The organism is Streptomyces sp. V3I7 (assembly GCF_030817495.1).
Taxonomy (GTDB): Bacteria; Actinomycetota; Actinomycetes; order Streptomycetales; family Streptomycetaceae; genus Streptomyces.
In genome coordinates this window covers 1,386,019-1,400,000 of the sequence record NZ_JAUSZK010000001.1, presented here as the reverse complement: position 1 = coordinate 1,400,000, position 13,982 = coordinate 1,386,019, and the positions used below count along the sequence as shown (strand labels likewise).

11 protein-coding genes and 2 rRNA genes (1 of these 13 running past the window's edge) are annotated in these 13,982 nt (G+C 70.9%); 11 read left to right on the top strand and 2 right to left on the bottom strand.

Translation table 11 applies throughout. From position 1 onward, the window contains the following. The 3 genes from QFZ74_RS06670 to QFZ74_RS06660 all read left to right on the top strand — a co-directional run. A 23S ribosomal RNA gene (locus QFZ74_RS06670) occupies positions 1 to 1,821 on the top strand; it begins 1,298 nt to the left of the window's first position. A gap of 105 nt (positions 1,822 to 1,926) precedes the next feature. Then, a 5S ribosomal RNA gene (rrf, locus tag QFZ74_RS06665) occupies positions 1,927 to 2,043 on the top strand. A gap of 1,301 nt (positions 2,044 to 3,344) precedes the next feature. Further along, on the top strand, positions 3,345 to 4,169 hold the full coding sequence (locus QFZ74_RS06660) for a tetratricopeptide repeat protein (RefSeq protein ID WP_307624060.1): 825 nt from the start codon (positions 3,345 to 3,347) through the stop codon (positions 4,167 to 4,169). 65 nt (positions 4,170 to 4,234) lie between these two features. Here the strand turns inward: QFZ74_RS06660 and QFZ74_RS06655 are convergent, their stop codons facing one another. Continuing rightward, positions 4,235 to 5,545 carry a DUF1015 domain-containing protein gene (locus QFZ74_RS06655; protein WP_307619849.1) on the bottom strand — a complete coding sequence of 437 codons (1,311 nt, stop codon included), beginning with the start codon at positions 5,543 to 5,545 and terminating at the stop codon, positions 4,235 to 4,237. A gap of 73 nt (positions 5,546 to 5,618) precedes the next feature. On the opposite strand from QFZ74_RS06655, the gene QFZ74_RS06650 reads away from it, so the two are divergent. The 4 genes from QFZ74_RS06650 to QFZ74_RS06635 all read left to right on the top strand — a co-directional run bounded on the left by QFZ74_RS06650 (position 5,619) and on the right by QFZ74_RS06635 (position 9,692). Further along, positions 5,619 to 6,650, top strand: coding sequence for an HAD hydrolase-like protein (locus QFZ74_RS06650; RefSeq protein ID WP_307619848.1), 1,032 nt, complete (start codon positions 5,619 to 5,621; stop codon positions 6,648 to 6,650). Between the two features lie 80 nt (positions 6,651 to 6,730). After that, positions 6,731 to 7,774: an iron ABC transporter permease gene (locus QFZ74_RS06645; RefSeq protein ID WP_307619847.1), complete on the top strand. Its 1,044-nt coding sequence runs from the start codon at positions 6,731 to 6,733 to the stop codon at positions 7,772 to 7,774. Between the two features lie 11 nt (positions 7,775 to 7,785). Beyond that, the gene (locus tag QFZ74_RS06640; RefSeq protein ID WP_307619846.1) at positions 7,786 to 8,850 is read left to right on the top strand and encodes an iron chelate uptake ABC transporter family permease subunit; all 1,065 of its coding nucleotides are present in this window, start codon (positions 7,786 to 7,788) and stop codon (positions 8,848 to 8,850) included. Further along, positions 8,847 to 9,692, top strand: a complete 846-nt coding sequence (locus tag QFZ74_RS06635) for an ABC transporter ATP-binding protein (RefSeq protein WP_307619845.1) — start codon at positions 8,847 to 8,849, stop codon at positions 9,690 to 9,692. Before QFZ74_RS06640 ends, QFZ74_RS06635 begins: the two co-directional genes overlap by 4 nt. On the opposite strand, the gene QFZ74_RS06630 is transcribed toward QFZ74_RS06635, so the two are convergent. Next, complete coding sequence (locus tag QFZ74_RS06630; RefSeq protein WP_307619844.1) at positions 9,676 to 10,023, bottom strand: sterol-binding protein; 348 nt, start codon at positions 10,021 to 10,023, stop codon at positions 9,676 to 9,678. The genes QFZ74_RS06635 and QFZ74_RS06630 overlap by 17 nt on opposite strands. Before the next feature lie 41 nt (positions 10,024 to 10,064). Between QFZ74_RS06630 and QFZ74_RS06625 the strand changes: the two genes are divergently transcribed. The 4 genes from QFZ74_RS06625 (at position 10,065) to recN (ending at position 13,927) form a co-directional block, all read left to right on the top strand. Then, complete coding sequence (locus tag QFZ74_RS06625; protein ID WP_307619843.1) at positions 10,065 to 10,328, top strand: hypothetical protein; 264 nt, start codon at positions 10,065 to 10,067, stop codon at positions 10,326 to 10,328. Positions 10,329 to 10,383: 55 nt separating this feature from the next. Continuing rightward, positions 10,384 to 11,199: a TlyA family RNA methyltransferase gene (locus QFZ74_RS06620; RefSeq protein ID WP_307619842.1), complete on the top strand. Its 816-nt coding sequence runs from the start codon at positions 10,384 to 10,386 to the stop codon at positions 11,197 to 11,199. Then, positions 11,196 to 12,113, top strand: a complete 918-nt coding sequence (locus tag QFZ74_RS06615) for an NAD kinase (RefSeq protein ID WP_307619841.1) — start codon at positions 11,196 to 11,198, stop codon at positions 12,111 to 12,113. The genes QFZ74_RS06620 and QFZ74_RS06615 overlap by 4 nt, the downstream gene beginning before the upstream one ends. Positions 12,114 to 12,184: 71 nt before the next feature. Next, complete coding sequence (recN, locus tag QFZ74_RS06610; RefSeq protein WP_307619840.1) at positions 12,185 to 13,927, top strand: DNA repair protein RecN; 1,743 nt, start codon at positions 12,185 to 12,187, stop codon at positions 13,925 to 13,927. The last annotated feature ends 55 nt before the right edge of the window (positions 13,928 to 13,982 follow it).

Below are 13,982 nucleotides of genomic sequence, written 5' to 3'. Positions count from 1 at the left end.
GGGTAGGGGAGCGTCGTGTGCCGGGTGAAGCAGCCGCGGAAGCGAGTTGTGGACGGTTCACGAGTGAGAATGCAGGCATGAGTAGCGATACACACGTGAGAAACGTGTGCGCCGATTGACTAAGGGTTCCTGGGTCAAGCTGATCTGCCCAGGGTAAGTCGGGACCTAAGGCGAGGCCGACAGGCGTAGTCGATGGATAACCGGTTGATATTCCGGTACCCGCTGTGAAGCGTCAAACATCGAGCATCGTGATGCTAAGGCCGTGAAGCCGTTCCGGACCCTTCGGGGAAAGGAAAGTGGTGGAGCCGCCGGCCCAAGCGGTTAGTAGGTGAGTGATGGGGTGACGCAGGAAGGTAGTCCAGCCCGGGCGATGGTAGTCCCGGGGTAAGGGTGTAGGACGGTGTGTAGGCAAATCCGCACACCATGAGTCTGAGACCTGATGCCGAGCCGATTGTGGCGAAGTGGATGATCCTATGCTGTCGAGAAAAGCCTCTAGCGAGTTTCATGGCGGCCCGTACCCTAAACCGACTCAGGTGGTCAGGTAGAGAATACCGAGGCGTTCGGGTGAACTATGGTTAAGGAACTCGGCAAAATGCCCCCGTAACTTCGGGAGAAGGGGGGCCATCACTGGTGAGAGCACTTGCTGCTCGAGCTGGGGGTGGCCGCAGAGACCAGCGAGAAGCGACTGTTTACTAAAAACACAGGTCCGTGCGAAGCCGTAAGGCGATGTATACGGACTGACGCCTGCCCGGTGCTGGAACGTTAAGGGGACCGGTTAGTGCGCTTTCGGGCGTGCGAAGCTGAGAACTTAAGCGCCAGTAAACGGCGGTGGTAACTATAACCATCCTAAGGTAGCGAAATTCCTTGTCGGGTAAGTTCCGACCTGCACGAATGGCGTAACGACTTCTCGACTGTCTCAACCATAGGCCCGGTGAAATTGCACTACGAGTAAAGATGCTCGTTTCGCGCAGCAGGACGGAAAGACCCCGGGACCTTTACTACAGTTTGATATTGGTGTTCGGTTCGGCTTGTGTAGGATAGCTGGGAGACTTTGAGCACGGCACGCCAGTGTCGTGGGAGTCGTCGTTGAAATACCAGTCTGGTCGTGCTGGATGTCTAACCTGGGTCCGTGATCCGGATCAGGGACAGTGTCTGATGGGTAGTTTAACTGGGGCGGTTGCCTCCTAAAGAGTAACGGAGGCGCCCAAAGGTTCCCTCAGCCTGGTTGGTAATCAGGTGTTGAGTGTAAGTGCACAAGGGAGCTTGACTGTGAGACCGACGGGTCGAGCAGGGACGAAAGTCGGGACTAGTGATCCGGCGGTGGCTTGTGGAAGCGCCGTCGCTCAACGGATAAAAGGTACCCCGGGGATAACAGGCTGATCTTCCCCAAGAGTCCATATCGACGGGATGGTTTGGCACCTCGATGTCGGCTCGTCGCATCCTGGGGCTGGAGTCGGTCCCAAGGGTTGGGCTGTTCGCCCATTAAAGCGGTACGCGAGCTGGGTTTAGAACGTCGTGAGACAGTTCGGTCCCTATCCGCTGTGCGCGTAGGAATATTGAGAAGGGCTGTCCCTAGTACGAGAGGACCGGGACGGACGAACCTCTGGTGTGCCAGTTGTCCTGCCAAGGGCATGGCTGGTTGGCTACGTTCGGGAGGGATAACCGCTGAAAGCATCTAAGCGGGAAGCCTGCTTCGAGATGAGTATTCCCACCTCCTTGAGAGGGTAAGGCTCCCAGTAGACGACTGGGTTGATAGGCCAGATATGGAAGCCCGGTAACGGGTGGAGTTGACTGGTACTAATAGGCCGAGGGCTTGTCCTCAGTTGCTCGCGTCCACTGTGTAAGTTCTGAGGCAACGAACAGTTGCCGGTTCAGAGCTGAACTCACAAGTAAAAAGTGTGCTTGTTCGCTCGAAACCATTAGGGTTTCGGTGGTCATAGCGTGAGGGAAACGCCCGGTTACATTCCGAACCCGGAAGCTAAGCCTCAAAGCGCCGATGGTACTGCAGGGGGGACCCTGTGGGAGAGTAGGACGCCGCCGAACAATCTTTGGAGGACCCCTGGTCCCAGCGTTCACGCTGGGACCAGGGGTCCTTTTGTTTTTTTGAATCAAGCACCGCTCGGAGCGCGCTGGGTACCCGGCTGCGCGAGAATGACTTGCGGTACCGAAGACAGGAGTGACCGATGTCCACCAACTCTCCCGACGATCGATCAGAGCGCGACCAGCGGCGACGGGACAGTGGTGACCGCGGTGGCTTCCGCGGGCGGGACGACCGGGGTAGTGCTCCCCGTCGCGACGACCGCGGTGACCGTGGTGGCGGCTACGGCCGCCGTGACGACCGTGGTGGAGACCGCGGTGGCGACCGCGGCGGTTACGGCCGTCGCGACGATCGCGCCGGCGGTGGCTACCGCGGCCGTGACGACCGCGGTGACCGTGGCCCCCGTCGCGACGACGACCGGGACCGCGGCTTCCGCCGTGACGGGGACCGGCCCCCCTACCGCCGGGACGACCGTGACTCCCGCGGCGAGCGTCGTGACGACGACCGCCGCAGCTTCCGTCGCGACGACGACCGCGGTGACCGTGGCAGCTATGGCCGCCGTGATGACCGTGGTGGAGACCGCGGTGGCGACCGTGGCGGCTACCGCGGCCGTGACGACCGGGGCGACTTCCGGCGTGACGACAGGCGTGACGACCGCCGCGGCGATGACCGCGATCGCGGTTTCCGTCGCGATGACCGTCGTGACGACCGCGGTGAGCGTGGCGAGCGTGCCGATCGCGGCGGTTTCCGCCGTGACGACAGCCGAGGTGACTACCGCGGCGACCGCCGTGATGACCGTGGCGGCTACCGTGGGCGCGACGACCGGGGCGACTTCCGGCGTGACGACAGGCGTGACGACCGCCGGGGCGGCGAGCGCCCCGACTTCCGCCGCGATGACCGCCGTGACGACCGCCGGGGTGGCGAGCGCCCCGACTTCCGCCGCGATGACCGCCGGGGTGGCGAGCGCCCCGACTTCCGCCGTGACGACCGTCGGGACGACCGACGCGATGACCGCGGTGATTTCCGCGGTGACCGCCGTGATGACCGTGGTGGCTACCGTGGCGGCCGCGAGGACAGCCGGGGCGGCGACCGCGGCGACCGCGGTGGCTTCCGCGGGCGGGACGACCGGGGTCGTGGCCCCCGTCGCGACGACCGCGGTGACCGCGGTGGCAGCTACGGCCGTCGCGATGACCGCCGTGACGACCGTGGCGGCTACCGCGGCCGCGACGACCGGCGCGGCGGTGGCGGCGGCTACGGTCGGCGTGACGACCGGGACCGTGACCGCGACCGGGAGCCGATCAAGCGGCTGCCGATCCCGGAGGACGTCACGGGCGACGAGATCGACAAGGACGTACGACAGGAGCTGCAGAGCCTGCCCAAGGGGCTCGCGGAGGACGTCGCCAAGAACCTGGTGATGGTCGCCCGGCTCATCGACGAGGACCCCGAGGGTGCGTACGGCTACTCCAAGGTGGCCCTGCGTCTGGCGTCGCGCGTCGCCGCCGTACGGGAGGCCGCCGGGTTCGCCGCGTACGCGAACCAGAAGTACTCCGAGGCGCTGGCCGAGTTCCGGGCCGCGCGGCGCATGACCGGCAACACGGAGCTGTGGCCCGTGATGGCCGACTGCGAGCGTGGGCTGGGGCGGCCGGAGAAGGCGCTCGACATGGCCGGCGCCCCCGAGACGCACAAGCTCGACAAGGCCGGTCAGGTCGAGATGCGGCTCGTCGCGGCCGGTGCTCGGCGTGACATGGGGCAGCTGGACGCGGCCATCGTGACGCTGCAGAGCCCCGAGCTGGCCTCCAACTCCGTGCAGCCGTGGACCGCGCGCCTGCGCTACGCGTACGCGGACGCGCTGCTCGCCGCCGGTCGTGAGACCGAGGCCCGTGAGTGGTTCGCCAAGGCCGTCGAGGCCGACCGCGACGGCAGCACGGACGCCTCCGACCGGCTGGCCGAGCTGGACGGTGTCGAGTTCATGGACGCCCTGGTGGTGGACGAGGCCGAGGCCGCCCCCGCGGCGGACGACGCCGCCGAGGCCGGCCAGGACGACGCCGGCCAGGGCGCCGGCCAGGACGTCGACAAGGCGCGCGACGAAGACCGCGACGAGGTCCGTGACCAGGGCGACGACAGGATCTGACATCGGCCGATGACAAAGGGCGGGACTCCCTCGGGGGCCCGCCCTTTCGCATGTCCGGGGTGTGGTCAGAACTCCAGCGCGCGCAGCACCAGTCCCGACGCCGGCTTCGGGCCGAACGACGTCGACTTGCGGGGCATCTTCACGCCCTGGCGGGCCAGTTCGCGGACGACCTCCTCGCGGACCGGGTGCATCAGCACCGCCGTACCTCCGTCGCGTTCCGCCTTGGCCACTGTGGCGGCCGTGTCATGGATGTAGGCGATGTGGGCGGGCGAGTCCTCGGGGATGCGCCAGACGTGGTCCAGGAGCGTGGCGTGCAGGACGGTCGCGTCCAGGGTGCGCCAGGCGGCCGGGTGGTCGGCGGGGACCGTGCGGGCCAGGAGGTCCGCGTCCGGGCGGTCGATCAGGTGGAAGGCGCCGTCCCCCGCGAGCAGGAACGCGTTGCCCGCACAGACCGCGTCGGCCAGCGCCCGCATGGCCTCGGCGAGGGACGTCTCCAGGCGGCGTACCCGGAACAGGCCCTCCACGGCGGCCAGCGCGTCCGCGACCGGCAGGGCGTGCAGAAGGCGGTGGATGGCGCGGACGCGCAGCGGGTAGCGGAGCGTGTCGACGAGGAGGACCAGGCCGTAGTCCCAGGGGCTGGGGGAGGGGTGCTCCGCGCACAGCCGCAGATACGTCGCCCAGCGGTGGTGGCCGTCGGCGATCAGGGCCTGGCGGTGGAACAGGTCCGTCTGGACGTCCATCATGTCGACCGGGTCCGTGATCGACCAGAGGCGATGGTGGAAGCCGTCCTCGGTGGTGGTGTCGATCAGCGGGGGCCCGGCGGCGGTGCGTTCGATGACCTCGGCGGTGGTGCCGTTGCCGTGGTAGGTGAGGAGCAGCGGCTCCAGGTTCGCGGACGTGGCGCGCATCAGGGCCGCGCGGTCGGCGACGACCGGGGGCATGACGTCCTCGTGCGGCAGGACGACGCCCTCCGAGGGGTCCGAGACGCGCAGGGCGCCGATGACGCCGCGCTGGAGCATGCCGTTGCCGTCGCGCTGCTCGTACACGTACAGGCGCGGCTCGGGGTCGGCGGCCAGCACGCCCTCGGCGAGCCAGCGGCGCAGAGTGTCGGCCGCCTGCTCGTTGCGGGCGCTCGGGGTGCCGGCCTCGGGAAGGATCAGCCGGACGATGTTGTAGGGATCCGCCGACTGGAGGTGGTGCAGGCCGTCGGGGCGTACGACGACGTCGTACGGCGGTGACGTCACGGCGGCCAGACTGCCGACCCGGTCGGGGTCGTAACGGAGGCCCCGGAACGGCGCGAGTTCCAGACCCCGGGACGACGCCGCCGCTCCCGTGTAGTCCGGCACCGCCGCTTCCGAGTGACCTGCAGTGTTCATCCCGGCATCGTACGTGTGTCGGTGGCGTACGGCATGATCGGGGAAAAGCCGTCGAAACGAGGAGCGATGCGGAATGAGTCAGGGCGTCGTCAGGACCGTGCCCGAAGGCAGTGGGCAGCCCCTGAGCGAGGTGTACGACACGGCGCTGCTCGATCTGGACGGGGTGGTGTACGCGGGCGGTGACGCGATCGACCACGCGGTCGACTCGCTGGCCGCGGCCCGCGCGGGCGGGATGCACCTGGCCTACGTCACCAACAACGCGCTGCGCACGCCGGACACCGTGGCCGGGCATCTGACCGAGCTGGGGATACCGACGGAGGCCGGTGACGTCATCACGTCCGCGCAGGCGGTCGCGCGGCTGATCAGCGAGCAGGTGCCGGCGGGCGCACGCGTGCTGGTGATCGGCGGCGAGGGGCTGCGGGTCGCGCTGCGCGAGCGCGGGCTGGAGCCGGTGGAGTCGGCGGACGACGACCCGGCGGCGGTCGTGCAGGGTTACGGCGGGCCCGACCTGGCCTGGGGCCGGTTCGCCGAGGCGAGCTTCGCGATCCAGCGCGGGGTGCCCTGGTTCGCGTCCAACAACGATCTGACGATCCCCAGCGGACGCGGGATCGCGCCGGGCAACGGCGCGGCGGTGCAGGTCGTGCGGATCGCGACCGGCGCCGAGCCGCAGGTGGCGGGCAAGCCGCTGCCCCCCATGCACCGCGAGACGATCCTGCGGACGGGTGCCGAGCGGCCCCTGGTGATCGGGGACCGGCTGGACACGGACATCGAGGGCGCGTTCAACGGCGGTGTCGATTCGCTGCTCGTCCTGACGGGTGTGACCGACGGCGCACAGCTGCTCGCCGCCCCGCCGCAGCACCGTCCGACGTACGTCGACGCCGATCTGCGCGGGCTGCTCACCGGCCAGCCGGAGATCACCCGGACGGATGACGGTTTCCGTTGTGGCGGGTGGACGGCGGCGGCCGGGGCAGGCGAGCTGGAGCTGTCCGGCGACGGCGAGGCCCTGGACGGGCTGCGCGCCCTGTGCGCGGCGGCCTGGACGGCGGCCGGTGACGGCGTCTGCGAGCTGGACGGAGGCAAGGCGCTCGCGCGGCTCGGGCTGTAGACGGGTCTCGGGCTGTGAGCGGTTACGGACTGTGGGACTCCGTATCGAGATCAGATGCGAGGGTAGGCTAACCTAACCCCGTGTTGGTCGACAGTCCTCCCGAACAGCGCGCGGACATCACCGCCGCGCCCCCGAGCCGCCGGGCGATACGGGCCTTCGGGCTGCTCGTCGCCGTCGCGATCCTGGTGCTCGTCGCCCTGGCGAGCATCGCGATCGGAGCGAAAGAGCTGTCGTCGGCACAGGTCTGGCACGGCCTGTTCCACGCCTCGGGGGCGTACGGCGACGTCGTCGTCGACGAGCGGCTCTCGCGCACCCTCCTCGGGCTGCTCGTCGGCGCCGCGCTCGGCCTGTCCGGCGCGGTGCTCCAGGCGCTCACCCGCAACCCGCTGGCCGACCCCGGCCTGCTCGGCATCAACGCGGGCGCCTCCGCCGCGGTCGTCACCGCCCTCACCTTCTTCGGCGTCACGTCGCTGAGCGGCTACGTCTGGTTCGCGTTCGCCGGCGCGGCCATCGTCGGCGCACTGGTCTGGTTCCTCGGCGGCGGCCGCGGCGCCACCCCGGTCCGGCTCGCGCTCGCCGGTACGGCGATCAGCGCCGCGCTCTACGGCTATCTCCAGGCCGTGATGATCACGGACGACGCGGCGCTCGGCAAGATGCGCTTCTGGACGGTCGGTTCGCTCTCCTCGGCGACCGACGCGACGATCACGCAGGTGCTGCCGTTCCTCGCGATCGGCACCGTCCTCGCCCTCCTGCTCGCCCGCCCGCTGAACGCCGTGGCGATGGGCGACGACACCGCCCGCGCCCTCGGCGCCCACCTCGGCCGCACCCGGGCACTGGCCATGCTCGCCGCGACCCTGCTGTGCGGCGCCGCCACCGCGGCCTGCGGCCCGATCATGTTCGTCGGCCTGATGGTCCCGCACGTCGTGCGCTCCTTCACCGGACCCGACCTGCGCTGGATCCTGCCCTACGCGACGATCCTGGCACCCGTGCTGCTGCTCGGCGCCGACGTCGTCGGCCGGATCGTCGCCCGGCCCGCCGAGCTCCAGGTCGGCATCGTCACCGCGGTCATCGGCGGCCCGCTCTTCATCTATCTCGTACGGCGACGGAGGACGGCCCAGCTGTGAAGACTCCCCGGATGAGCCGCCTCGCGAAGAGCCGCCCCGCGCCCGCCGTCCGCGCCCTGCGCGGCCCCGGCGGCCTCGCCGTCCGGCTGGACGTGCGCACGCTGACCGTCGTCGCCCTGCTGCTGGTCGCCGCGTGCGTCGCGAGCGTCGCGCTGATCGGCACCGGCGACGCCAAGATCCCGGCCGCCGACGTCCTCAGGGCGCTGGCCGGGGACGGAACGCCCTTCCAGAACTTCATCGTGAACGAGCTCCGGCTGCCGCGCGTCCTGGTCGGCCTGCTCGTCGGCGCCTCGCTCGGCCTCGGCGGCGCGCTGTTCCAGGCCGTCTCCCGTAACCCGCTGGGCAGCCCGGACGTGCTCGGCCTCGCGCAGGGCTCGACGGCCGGCGCGCTCGTCGTGATCGTGCTGCTGTCCGGCTCCGCCGCCGAGGTCACCGCCGGCGCGCTCGTCGGCGGCCTGGCCACCGGGCTCGCCATCTACCTGCTCGCCTGGAAGCGCGGCGTGCACGGGTACCGGCTGGTCCTCGTCGGCATAGGCGTCTCCGCCGTCGTCACGGCGATCAACGGCTATCTGCTCACCAAGGCCGACCTCGTCGACGCGGCCCGTGCGGTCGTGTGGATGACCGGCTCCCTCAACGGCCGGGACTGGAGCCAGGTCTGGCCCCTGCTCGCCCTGTGCGCCGTGCTCGTCCCGCTCGTTCTCGGCCAGGCCCGCGGGCTGCGGATGCTGGAGATGGGCGACGACGTCGCGTACGCCCTCGGAGTGCGCGTCGAGCGCGTACGGCTGCTGCTGATGGTCGCGGCCGTCCTGCTCACCGCGACCGCGACCGCCGCCGCAGGACCCGTCAGCTTCGTGGCGCTCACCGCGCCGCAGCTCGCCCGGCGGCTGACCTGCTCACCCGGCCCCAACCTGGTCGCCTCCCTCTGCATGGGCGCCGCCCTGCTGGTCACCGCCGACTGGGCCTCCCAGCGCGCCTTCGGCGCCGACCAGCTGCCCGTCGGCGTGGTCACCGGAGTCCTCGGCGGCGTCTACCTGCTGTGGCTCCTGGTCACCGAGCGCAAGGCGGGCCGGATATGAGCGCCACCCCCGTGTCAGACAGCAAGAGGAGCACCGTGAACCGCCTGTCGGCCGACAACGTCACCCTCGCCTACGACCAGCGCGTCATCGCCGAGCAGCTGTCGGTGGAGATACCCGACCACTCCTTCACGGTGATCGTCGGCCCGAACGCGTGCGGCAAGTCGACGCTCCTGCGGGCGCTGTCACGGATGCTCAGGCCGAGCCAGGGCCAGGTCCTGCTCGACGGGCAGGTCATCCAGTCGATGCCCGCCAAGAAGGTCGCGCGCACCCTCGGCCTGCTGCCGCAGTCGGCGGTCGCCCCCGACGGGATCACCGTCGGCGACCTGGTGGGCCGCGGCCGCTACCCGCACCAGGGCATCCTGCGCCAGTGGTCCCCCGAGGACGAGCGGATCGTCCAGGAATCCATGGCCCGCACCGGCGTCGCCGAGCTCGCCGACCGGTACGTCGACGAGCTGTCCGGCGGCCAGCGCCAGCGGGTGTGGATCGCGATGGCGCTCGCCCAGCAGACCCCGCTGCTGCTGCTCGACGAGCCGACCACCTATCTGGACATCCAGCACCAGATCGACGTCCTCGACCTGTGCGCCGAGCTGCACGAGGAGCACGGCCGCACCCTGGTCGCCGTCCTGCACGACCTCAACCACGCCGCCCGGTACGCCACCCACCTCATCGCCCTGCGCGGCGGCCGGGTCGTCGCCGAGGGCGCCCCTGCCGACATCGTCACCGCCGACCTGGTCGAGGAGGTCTTCGGGCTGCGCTGCCAGGTCATCGACGACCCCGAGACGGGCACGCCCCTGGTGGTGCCGGCCGCCCGCAAGGCACGGACGGCTACAGCAGTTTCCTGAGCCGGAACAGGTCGAACAGCGAGGCCTCCAGCCGCACCCGGCCCGAGCCCCAGGCCTTCGCGAAGTGCAGGCCGCCCCCGACCAGGGCCACCAGGTCGTCGCCCGCCATGGCGAGCCGGATCTGCGCCCGCTCGCGGGGCGGCCCGGTATAGGTCTCGCGCACCTCGATCCGGCCGCCGGTGAGATGTCCGGCGAAGCTGACGTCGAGGTCGGTGATGTGACAGCTCACCGTGCGATCCAGGGCGGCGGCCGTGCGGACGTCGCCCTCGGCGCCCTGCATGTTGTCCGAGAGTTTCTCCAGTGCGGTGCGGCACTCCTCGATCGTGGCCATCGCGCTGACGGTACCGCAGCACTTCGGGGTAGCGTCTGGGCATGAGCGACACAGTGCCGGAGCCGGGAATCCCGCAGGACGAGCCCGCCGCGCACGCTCCGCTGAACGTCCCGCGCACCCCCACCGGTGACCCCGGCGTCGACGCCCGCCTGGAGCGGCTGGCCGACGCCGACCACCTCGGGGCCGACGGACACCTCGAGGTGTACGAGGATGTTCACCGGGGGCTGCGCGACGCGCTCACCGCGCTCGACGCCCGCCCGGGACCTCCGGTTCCCACCCGTCGCCCGACCACCACCCCTCAATGAGACCCTTCGGGTCACACCTTCCCATTGCCGTACGAAAGCAGGAGCTGAACCGAACGTGGCAGGAGTCGCACGCCGTCGTCTGGACGCGGAGCTGGTCCGCCGGAAGCTGGCGCGCTCGCGCGAACACGCCGGCCAGCTGATCGCCGCAGGGCGGGTCTCCGTCGGCAAGACCGTCGCGACCAAGGCCGCCACCCAGGTGGAGACGGCCGCCGCGATCGTGGTCCAGACCGACGAGAGCGATCCCGACTACGTCTCCCGCGGCGGCCACAAGCTCGCGGGCGCCCTCGCGGCCTTCGTGCCGCAGGGGCTCGTCGTCGAGGGGCGCCGGGCACTGGACGCCGGCGCCTCGACCGGTGGCTTCACCGACGTCCTGCTGCGCGCGGGCGCCGCGCACGTGGTCGCCGTGGACGTCGGCTACGGCCAGCTGGCCTGGTCGCTGCAGAGCGATGAACGCGTCACCGTCAAGGACCGTACGAACGTACGCGAGCTGACGCTCGACGCGATCGACGGGGAACCGGTGGACCTCGTCGTGGGCGACCTGTCCTTCATCCCGCTCGGGCTCGTGCTGCCGGCGCTCGCGCGCTGTGTACAGCCGGACGCGGATCTGGTGATGATGGTCAAGCCGCAGTTCGAGGTGGGCAAGGAACGGCTCGGCAGCGGCGGCGTCGTACGCAGCCCGCAGCTGCGGGCCGAGGCCGTGCGGGGGGTGGCCCAGAGGGCCTGGGAACTCGGCCTCGGAGTGAAGGGCGTGACGGCCAGTCCGTTGCCCGGACCTTCGGGCAATGTCGAATACTTCCTGTGGCTGCGGGCCGGTGCGCCGGAACTGGACCCGGCCGATGTTGACCGCGCAGTGGCGGAGGGGCCGCGTTGACACAGAATCCAGCACAGAACCCAGCTCGTACCGTCTTCCTGCTCGCCCACACCGGGCGGCCGGCGGCGGTACGCAGCGCCGAGCTGGTGGTCAAAGGGCTGCTGCGGTCCGGTATCGGGGTACGCGTGCTGGAGGAGGAGGCCCGCGATCTGCCGCTGCCCGACGAGGTCGAGCTCGTCAAGGAGGCGACTCCCGAGTGCCTCGACGGCTGCGAGCTGCTGATCGTCCTGGGCGGTGACGGCACGCTGCTGCGCGGCGCCGAGTTCGCCCGCGCCTCCGGGGTGCCGATGCTCGGCGTCAACCTGGGCCGCGTCGGGTTCCTCGCGGAGGCCGAGCGGGACGACCTCGACAAGGTCGTCGACCGGGTGGTCAACAAGGCGTACGAGGTCGAGGAGCGGATGACCGTCGACGTCGTCGTGCACAGCAACGGCGACATCGTGCACACCGACTGGGCGCTGAACGAGGCGGCGGTGCAGAAGGCCGGCGCCGAGAAGCTCCTGGAGGTGGTGCTGGAAATCGACGGGCGGCCGGTGACGGGCTTCGGCTGCGACGGCATCGTGCTGTCCACGCCGACCGGCTCCACGGCGTACGCCTTCTCCGCGGGCGGGCCCGTGGTCTGGCCCGAGGTGGAGGCCCTGCTGATGGTGCCGATCAGCGCCCACGCGCTGTTCGCGAAGCCGCTGGTGACATCGCCGGATTCGGTGCTCGCCGTGGAGGTGCTGCCGCACATCCCGCCGGGCGTGCTGTGGTGCGACGGGCGGCGGACGGTCGAGCTGCCGCCCGGGGCGCGGGTGGAGGTGCGGCGAGGGGCCGTGCCGGTGCGCCTCGCCCGGCTGCACCACGCCTCGTTCACCGACCGGCTGGTCGCGAAGTTCGCGCTTCCGGTGTCCGGATGGCGTGGGGCGCCTCACTGACCGGCTGTAGGCGGGACCACTCGCCGGGGTGACAAAGGCGGGCCATGTGCGTTCCCCGCCCTGGACCTCGTATGGTCTGTTCCGTGTTGGAGGAGATGCGGATACGGTCGCTCGGGGTCATCGACGATGCCGTTGTCGAGCTGTCACCAGGATTCACCGCCGTCACCGGTGAGACGGGTGCGGGCAAGACCATGGTGGTCACCAGCCTGGGGCTGCTGCTGGGCGGGCGCGCGGATCCGGCGCTCGTGCGGATCGGCGCGGACAAGGCGGTGGTCGAGGGGCGCGTCGCCGTACCCGGGGGCGGGTCCGTCGTCGTACGAGCGGAGGAGGCCGGGGCCGACCTCGACGACGGGGCGCTGCTGATCAGCCGTACCGTCTCCGCCGAGGGGCGCTCGCGGGCGCACCTGGGCGGCCGCAGCGTCCCGGTGGGACTGCTCGCCGAGCTGGCCGACGAACTGGTGGCCGTGCACGGGCAGACCGACCAGCAGGGCCTGCTGAAGCTCGGCCGGCAGCGGCAGGCGCTCGACCGGTACGCGGGCGACGCGGTCGCCGTACCGCTCGCGAAGTACACCGAGGCCTACCGCCGGCTGCGCGCCCTGTCCGCCGAACTGGACGAGATCGTCACGCGCGCGCGTGAGCGGGCCCAGGAGGCCGACATGCTGCGCTACGGCCTCGACGAGATCGCCGGGGTCGAGCCGAGCGCCGGTGAGGACGCGGAGCTCGCCGAGGAGGCGGAGCGGCTCGGGCACGCCGAGTCGCTGTCGTCCGCCGCGACCGCCGCGCACGCCGCGCTCGCGGGCAACCCCGAGGACCCCGAGGGCATCGATGCCGCGACCCTCGTCGCGGGCGCCCACCGCGCCCTGGAGGCCGTCCGCTCCCACGACCCGGCCCTGGCCGCGCTCGCCGACCGGATCGGCGAGATCGGCATCCTGCTCGGCGACGTGGCGGGCGAACTGGCCGGGTACGCCGACGACCTGGACGCCGACCCGCTGCGGCTGGCGGCCGTGGAGGAGCGGCGCGCCGCCCTCACCGCGCTCACCCGCAAGTACGGCCAGGACATCGACGCCGTACTCGCCTGGGCCGAGCAGGGCGCGGCCCGGCTGACCGAACTCGACGGCGACGACGAGCGGATCGGCGAGCTGACCGCCGAACGCGACGCGCTCCGCGGCGAACTGGGAGTCCTCGCACAGGCGTTGACGGACGCCCGCACCGAGGCCGCCGAGCGGTTCGCGGCCGCCGTGACCGCCGAGCTGGCCTCGCTGGCGATGCCTCACGCGCGCGTGTCCTTCGACATCCGGCAGACCGAGGACCCCGAGGGCGTCGAGGTCGGCGGGCGGACCGTGGCGTACGGCCCGGCCGGCGCCGACGAGGTCGAGCTGCTGCTCGCCCCGCACCCGGGTGCTCCGCCGCGGCCGATCGCCAAGGGGGCCTCCGGCGGTGAGCTGTCGCGCGTGATGCTGGCCGTGGAGGTCGTGTTCGCGGGTACGGACCCGGTGCCGACGTACCTCTTCGACGAGGTCGACGCCGGTGTCGGCGGCAAGGCCGCGGTCGAGATCGGGCGGCGCCTCGCGCGGCTCGCGAAGACCGCGCAGGTCGTCGTCGTGACCCATCTGCCCCAGGTCGCCGCCTTCGCCGACCGGCAGCTGCTCGTCGAGAAGACCGACGACGGCTCGGTCACCCGCTCCGGCGTCAAGGTGCTGGAGGGCGAGGACCGGGTGCGTGAGCTGTCGCGGATGCTGGCCGGCCAGGAGGACTCGGAGACGGCACGGGCTCACGCGGAGGAACTGCTCGCCGCGGCGAGAGCGGACGGGTAGCGGTCGGGTAGGGGGCGGCTGCCGCGGGCTCGACCGGGCGGGGCGCAGGCGGACC

Coding starts and splice junctions, on each gene's coding strand:
- QFZ74_RS06655 (WP_307619849.1), bottom strand. CDS start 5,545: ATGAACACTGCAGGTCACTCGGAAGCGGCGGTGCCGGACTACACGGGA.
- QFZ74_RS06650 (WP_307619848.1), top strand. CDS start 5,619: ATGAGTCAGGGCGTCGTCAGGACCGTGCCCGAAGGCAGTGGGCAGCCC.
- QFZ74_RS06640 (WP_307619846.1), top strand. CDS start 7,786: ATGAGCCGCCTCGCGAAGAGCCGCCCCGCGCCCGCCGTCCGCGCCCTG.
- QFZ74_RS06635 (WP_307619845.1), top strand. CDS start 8,847: ATGAGCGCCACCCCCGTGTCAGACAGCAAGAGGAGCACCGTGAACCGC.
- QFZ74_RS06630 (WP_307619844.1), bottom strand. CDS start 10,023: ATGGCCACGATCGAGGAGTGCCGCACCGCACTGGAGAAACTCTCGGAC.
- QFZ74_RS06625 (WP_307619843.1), top strand. CDS start 10,065: ATGAGCGACACAGTGCCGGAGCCGGGAATCCCGCAGGACGAGCCCGCC.
- recN (WP_307619840.1), top strand. CDS start 12,185: ATGGTCTGTTCCGTGTTGGAGGAGATGCGGATACGGTCGCTCGGGGTC.